The 6,111-nt window shown below is 34.7% G+C and carries 7 protein-coding genes; 2 read left to right on the top strand and 5 right to left on the bottom strand.

Annotated features, from left to right (window positions below; genetic code table 11):
- Positions 1-211: 211 nt before the first annotated feature.
- On the bottom strand, positions 212-922 hold the full coding sequence (locus OZD66_RS03340; protein ID WP_182366525.1) for a class II aldolase/adducin family protein: 711 nt from the start codon (positions 920-922) through the stop codon (positions 212-214).
- A gap of 280 nt (positions 923-1,202) precedes the next feature.
- On the opposite strand from OZD66_RS03340, the gene OZD66_RS03335 reads away from it, so the two are divergent.
- Positions 1,203-1,826, top strand: coding sequence for a DEAD/DEAH box helicase family protein (locus tag OZD66_RS03335; protein ID WP_077188561.1), 624 nt, complete (start codon positions 1,203-1,205; stop codon positions 1,824-1,826).
- Here OZD66_RS03335 and tsaB read toward each other — a convergent pair.
- From tsaB to OZD66_RS03320, 3 genes are all read right to left on the bottom strand, one after another.
- Entirely contained in the window at positions 1,821-2,405 is a 585-nt protein-coding gene (gene tsaB / locus OZD66_RS03330) for a tRNA (adenosine(37)-N6)-threonylcarbamoyltransferase complex dimerization subunit type 1 TsaB (RefSeq protein ID WP_182366522.1), read from the bottom strand. The genes OZD66_RS03335 and tsaB overlap by 6 nt on opposite strands.
- On the bottom strand, positions 2,405-3,535 hold the full coding sequence (locus OZD66_RS03325; RefSeq protein ID WP_182366602.1) for a cation:dicarboxylate symporter family transporter: 1,131 nt from the start codon (positions 3,533-3,535) through the stop codon (positions 2,405-2,407). Before OZD66_RS03325 ends, tsaB begins: the two co-directional genes overlap by 1 nt.
- A gap of 138 nt (positions 3,536-3,673) precedes the next feature.
- Positions 3,674-4,663 carry a ribonucleotide-diphosphate reductase subunit beta gene (locus OZD66_RS03320; RefSeq protein WP_182366519.1) on the bottom strand — a complete coding sequence of 330 codons (990 nt, stop codon included), beginning with the start codon at positions 4,661-4,663 and terminating at the stop codon, positions 3,674-3,676.
- A 131-nt stretch (positions 4,664-4,794) separates the two neighbouring features.
- On the opposite strand from OZD66_RS03320, the gene OZD66_RS03315 reads away from it, so the two are divergent.
- The gene (locus tag OZD66_RS03315) at positions 4,795-5,133 is read left to right on the top strand and encodes an outer membrane protein assembly factor BamE (protein WP_182366516.1); all 339 of its coding nucleotides are present in this window, start codon (positions 4,795-4,797) and stop codon (positions 5,131-5,133) included.
- A gap of 592 nt (positions 5,134-5,725) precedes the next feature.
- Here OZD66_RS03315 and OZD66_RS03310 read toward each other — a convergent pair.
- A partial coding sequence (locus OZD66_RS03310) for a transposase (RefSeq protein WP_458695172.1) occupies positions 5,726-6,111 on the bottom strand: 386 nt, incomplete at its 5' end.

The following is a 6,111-nucleotide window of genomic DNA, read 5'->3' as shown; positions in this document are numbered from 1 at the left end:
GTCATAACTATATGCTGCTGGCATGCTTACCATCACTACTATAAATCCATATCTTACCTTTTTTGGACTATTATGAGAAGTGCTATATCTTCCTTCTTGCTTCTTTTATATCACATTTCCAACTTACAACCGTCATAAAGGAACCAGTGTCAGCTACTTGGATGACGGGAGAAGGCGCTACTTGGATGACAGATAGTAGTGCGAAAGTCTCTTACAACTTACTTTTAATTAGTCTAACCCATGCGTGCCAATCCCTCTCACCAAGATTGCTTTCAAAAGATAGGAGATCCTTTACAGCTTTTGAGCAAATTTCTTCACTTGGAATTGATAACTCCTTATTCATTGCTAACGTTAAACATTGAGTTTTGCACGCTTGTTCTAAATGATACGAGTAAAACATTGCTTCTTGTATAGTCCGACCACACGTTATAGATCCATGATTACGCATTAACATGACAAAATTTTCTTTCAGATCAGCTATTAACCTCTTTCCTTCTGTATCGCTAAGTGCTAGGGAATTATAATTATGGTAAGAGATTTTATTGTAAAAGTGCAGTGCCCATTGACTTATAGGAAGCAGCCCATCTTTGAGAGAAGAAACCGCTACAATAGAAGGTGTATGCAAGTGAAAAATTGCTTGAATATCTTTCCTTGCTTGATAAACAAAACCATGAATTATATAGCCAGTTCTATTATATTGATATTCTTTGCCTTCAATTACATCTCCATCAAATGATACTTTCATTAACGAACATTCATCTACTTCATCAAAACGCATACCAAACGGATAAATATAAAACGACTTTTGATCTTCAGAACGTACTGAAAGGTGAGTATATGTATGATCATCGAACTTAAGGTAGGACAAAATCTGATAGGCATAGACTAGATCCCTTTTTACTCTGCTCTTTGTTAACAACACAATCCTCTGTTAGAATCTTCTGAAGGTTTATACGCGAAAAGAGACTTGTAGTAAACTAATAAGTCTATGCCACTCTGTCTTGCTTTCTGAATACCAAACACTTTTGTGTTGTAGCTTGCTTAAAAATAGTTATCGTTATTATAGAGTTTATATACAGAATTTATGTTTTTAAATTACATAATATCTTAACTACAAAAATAATTTTCTATATAATATTTCATATGTTTTAAAGCTTCATTTTTATGTTATTATAAATGTAAGTTTCAAGATTGAAAATAATATGGTAAATATTAACACAAAAAAACAGCCAGCAGGATTTTTCATATATCTCTCTGGTCTTTCGGGAAGTGGTAAACTTTCCACAGCAATAGAATTATCTAATATGATAAACGCATTAATTGTAAATAGTAAGTTCTATAACAATGTTCAAGCTTGCTCTATATACGATGGTGTCTTTGAACGTGATCAAATACCTAAAGAAGTTCAAGATAGAATATATGGCATTATGCAAATTATGCTTCAGGTAATAGAAAATTATCCGATTCACTCAAAAAATTACATATTTATTGATGAGTTGATGGAAAATAATGACCAGAACATGAGGATGTATGATTCAATAGTAAGGCTTAGTAAAAAAATGAACACAGAAATCCTTCCTGTGGTACTTAGGTGTGATCTACCGACATTACAAAAGCGTATTGCATTAAAAAGGCAAAGAAAAAATAGGAAGGTGATTAATCTAAATAGCATGATAGAGCAATGTAGGATTAACAATTTATTTACACCACCGAGTGCTATAGAGATAGAAAATTCAAATATGAGTATAAAAGAAGTAGCTCAAGAGATAGTAAACCAGATGCACAAGCTTAGCCAAATTGCGTGTATGCAAAAAAATAGTCTATAGCAATTTCATATACTGAGGCTCATTTAAATATAGAGCTTCAACTTCATTTAATTTTTGCTTGTTCTTTAGTCTATAATGAACTAATAGCCCTACACGGCTAGCATTTAAATTGCAATCCATATGTGTACTGCTTGTAGCGTGACCAGGGTCACATGCTGCAGTTGGACCAGACAGCGGCAATAAATTGAAATCAAATAACTGTGTATAAAACCCTTGAGCATTTTTGATTATAGCTCTGATATTTTTTTTGCTATTTGCACAAAGCAAAGATATTGCGTAGGCTTGAACTTCCAGCGCACTAACCCCGTATAATGGCTTATTTGTAGCAAGATTTATACCTTGTGCAGCTGATATACCAACTCTAATTCCAGTGAAACTTCCTGGTCCAACTACTACCGCCAAATGATCTATTTTATCATAATTATAGTTGTGCTTATCAAATAAAGTACTTAGTATTTGAAAAAATGATTCTGCATGACTATTGCTGGTGGAATTGTGCTCTACAAAACAGTTACCATCATAATCAACTATTGCTATTGAACTACCAATACCTACAGTATCAATCGCTAAAATAGACATTACTTAAGCTTATCATAGAGTTTTGAAAATATTATAGTAAAGGCACCATTACCCATAACATTTGCTGAAGTGATTATTGGATCAAACACTATATACAATGCTGTAATTAACGAAAGCATTTCTGGAGAGAATTTGAGATATTTCTCAAGAATAGGTAGCATTACCATAATTCCTCCTGCCGGCACTGCCACGATAGCAAACTTAAATAACAAAAAATAGGGAAGAAAAGTTACATAATCTATTGTGAACAATGAATAACCGGAGGCAATTATCATTGATAATATTATAATAAAAAAGCAATCACCTACTAAATGAAAGCTAGCAGTTATTGGTATGACAGATGATGCTATGTCAGGTTGCTTTACATTTTTTTTGCTTCCTTCAAGAGTAAGCGGCATAGTTGCATTACTAGACATTGTGCTCATTGCAATAATAAATGCCGGTACCATATTGCCTATACTAGCTATCCAGCTTGTAACCTTGAATGAATTTGCTGCTCCATATAAGAGGAAAACATAAAAGTAGGTTGCAGATGCTATAATAATGAAAATTATTGAGTAATCCTTAAATATTATAGGTAAAACTTGATCATGCTGCATTTTTAAAGCAAGCCCAAGTACAAATATTGGAATAATCGGCGTCAAAAACGTCTTCAAAATAAAGAGAGTTAAATCTAACATTTTGTTTGAAAGCTCTTTGCTTTTCTTGGGTAGCAATGTGGACACTACTATGCTGGACACAAATCCACAAGCAAGGGCATAAAAATTAGAAAGGAGTAGCGGCAGCCTAAACGACCATAAAGGAACAATTGTTTCTTCATACGTTATATCTTGTATTGAATGAGTGTTTTGTATGATAAAATGCCCAACAGAATAAGCTATTAAACTTGAAGCCAGATTCGATAAGAAGATCATTATAATAAGTAACAATATAAACTTTATAGCTGACTGCTTAAGATTGTTAACACTGCTAAAGATTAACGCAAAAATAACAAAAGGCATTATAAATAGCAAAACCTCTTTTATACTCAGGCTCACTGAGTACAAGAAGGTTTTTATTTCCATTGGAACTAAATGACCAAAGAATGCAACTGAAGTGATGACCGTGAGTAAGATTAATAGTTGTAGCACGTTCTTATATACCAATGTCCTATGGACATATATATGGTAAGTTAGTTGTTAAGTAAAGCAAAACTGTCTAAACTACACAGCAAATGGTGTAATGAAAGTAGCTGACACTGGAATGACAAAGAAGAGTGAAATTAGCACTCACTTATTATTCGTGTCGTTTTCAGTAAAAGCGTCCTCCCATGTGCCTTGAGTTGCTGCACGGCTATACTCTGTTACTCTATTTTCAAAGAAATTCGTATGTTCCACGCCATTTAGTATTTCATCAAGCCACGGAATAGGATTATCATTAACATCATATATGGACTCAAGACCTAATTGCATTAACCGTCTGTTTGCTACGTAGCGTATGTAATTGCGCACTTCTTCTGCGGATAGTCCTTCAACGTCTCCGAAATCAAAAGCAAGCTTTATGAATTCATCCTCAAGTTCAACAATGGTGCGACATGCAGAATATAATTCCTCTTTAAACTCGTCATCCCAAATTTCATTATTTTCTTTAATAAATGTATTAAATAACATAATAATTGAATTGGTGTGCAAAGTTTCATCACGGGCTGACCAGGCGATTATCTGCCCCATTCCTTTCATTTTTCCAAAGCGTTGGAAATTGAGCAAAATTGCAAACGATGCGAATAACTGCAACCCCTCGGTAAATGCACCAAACACCGCTAGAGTTTTAGCTACATGTTTTTTATCGTGTTTTTTGCTTTCCTCGAATTCTAACATGTATTCATACTTCTTTCTCATAGCATCATACTTTAAGAATGCTTGATACTCGCTTTCTGGCATGCCAATTGTGTCTAAAAGATAAGAATAAGCTGCAATGTGTATAGTTTCCATATTGGAAAAGCTTGCAAGCATCATGCATATTTCCGTTGGCTTAAATATATTTGAATAATGCCTCATGTAGCAGTTATTTACTTCAATGTCTGCCTGAGTAAAAAATCTAAAGATCTGGGTTAGTAGATTTTTTTCTACACTTGAAAGTTTAGTTTTCCAATCCTTTACGTCATCAGCAAGCGGAACTTCCTCAGGTATCCAATGGATTCTTTGTTGCTGCAGCCACGCATCATACGCCCAAGGGTAATTAAAAGGTTTGTATATTGGATCTGCTTCTAACAATGACATAAGACACCTATTATTTTCTAAAGTAAATATTATATTAAGTGATATTGAGAATCAGTCAATTTAACTTTTTTGAAATTTGACGGCAGATAATTTATTAGTGTATTATAGCTTCAAGTAATTTATCAACAGAAATGCGAGTATTAATATCTTTTATTTTATTATTTACAGTGAGCTGCACTCACACTATTCACAATCACGGAGCTCCTGGCATTGGTGTTGAATTGTGGAGCAAGATAAAAGTAGGTGACGATAAAGAAAAAGTGGTTCACACTTTAGGATCACCAACATTAGTATCAAAGTTCGATGACAATGTTTGGTACTATATCTCATATAAAATTAAACAAGCCAACTTTTTAGGAAAAAGGAAGTATAGTAGTAAGTCTCTGCAAATTTCATTCGATCAGAACGGTAAAGTTGCAGATACAAAAGAAACTGACATCTTAGAGAGATCTTTGGCTGTTTCTGATTGAAAGTTTGCTAACTATAGAGTTTTTCTCACTCTTCTTTGCATCCAAGAACCGTATAACGTCATCCCAGTGCCCAGACACTGGAATCCAGGAAACTTAATTGCAAGTAATACATTGGGTTTGGTGAGTATGGGTTTTGCGTTATAGAATGAAGCACTTTTGGTGAATTTGTAAAGAAAACTGGATCCCAGTATCTGGGCACTGGGATGACACCCTACTTAGCCGTCATACCGCGATTCATTCGCGGTATCTCAGCCGCTAACAAGAGATCCCGCTAACAAGCAGCGGGATGACGAATTATTTAACCGTCATACCGCCGCGGTATCTCTTAGCCGCTAACACGTAGCGGGATGACGGTTGTCAGGGTGTCATCCAAGCAACCTCCTTCTCCCGTCATCCAAGTAGCCCCCCCTATGGTGTCATTCCAGTGCTTGACACTGGAATCCAGGAAACTTAATTGCAAGTAATGCATTGGGTTTGGTAAGTATGGGTTTTGCGTTATAGAATGAAGCACTTTTGGTGAATTTGTAAAGAAAACTTGATCCCAGTGGGCTTTGTTGCATCACACTTTATGAGATGGTGATTTATGGTAAATTCATGTAACTATCTCAAATTTAGCCATACCAATATCAGTGAATTTATTAAGCAAATAGCATTTGATTAGCAGTTCTTTTTCTCGATTTATCTCAGATTTATTCCTAAAACTAAATCCGAATATTTGCTTTAATCTTGAGAAAAACCCTTCAATATAAGATCTTTTCCCATAATTTACTTCTTTTTTCCATTCTTTCATGCCATCTTCACCGTATAATTTTATTAACCTAATAGCAGCATTCCTGTCAGACATATAATCTATTTCTGGATGTTCTGCCGCATTGTTTATTGGTGGAATTTTTGTCTTTATATCATATTCGTTACACAACTTATAAAACTTGTGCCTATCACATGCTCTATCTGCATATAGTGCTTTTATGGCATGCT

Source organism: Wolbachia endosymbiont of Drosophila baimaii (assembly GCF_028982185.1).
Lineage (GTDB): Bacteria > Pseudomonadota > Alphaproteobacteria > Rickettsiales > Anaplasmataceae > Wolbachia > Wolbachia pipientis.
The sequence above is the reverse complement of the archived record's forward strand: the minus strand, read 5'-3'. Positions and strand labels throughout refer to the sequence as shown.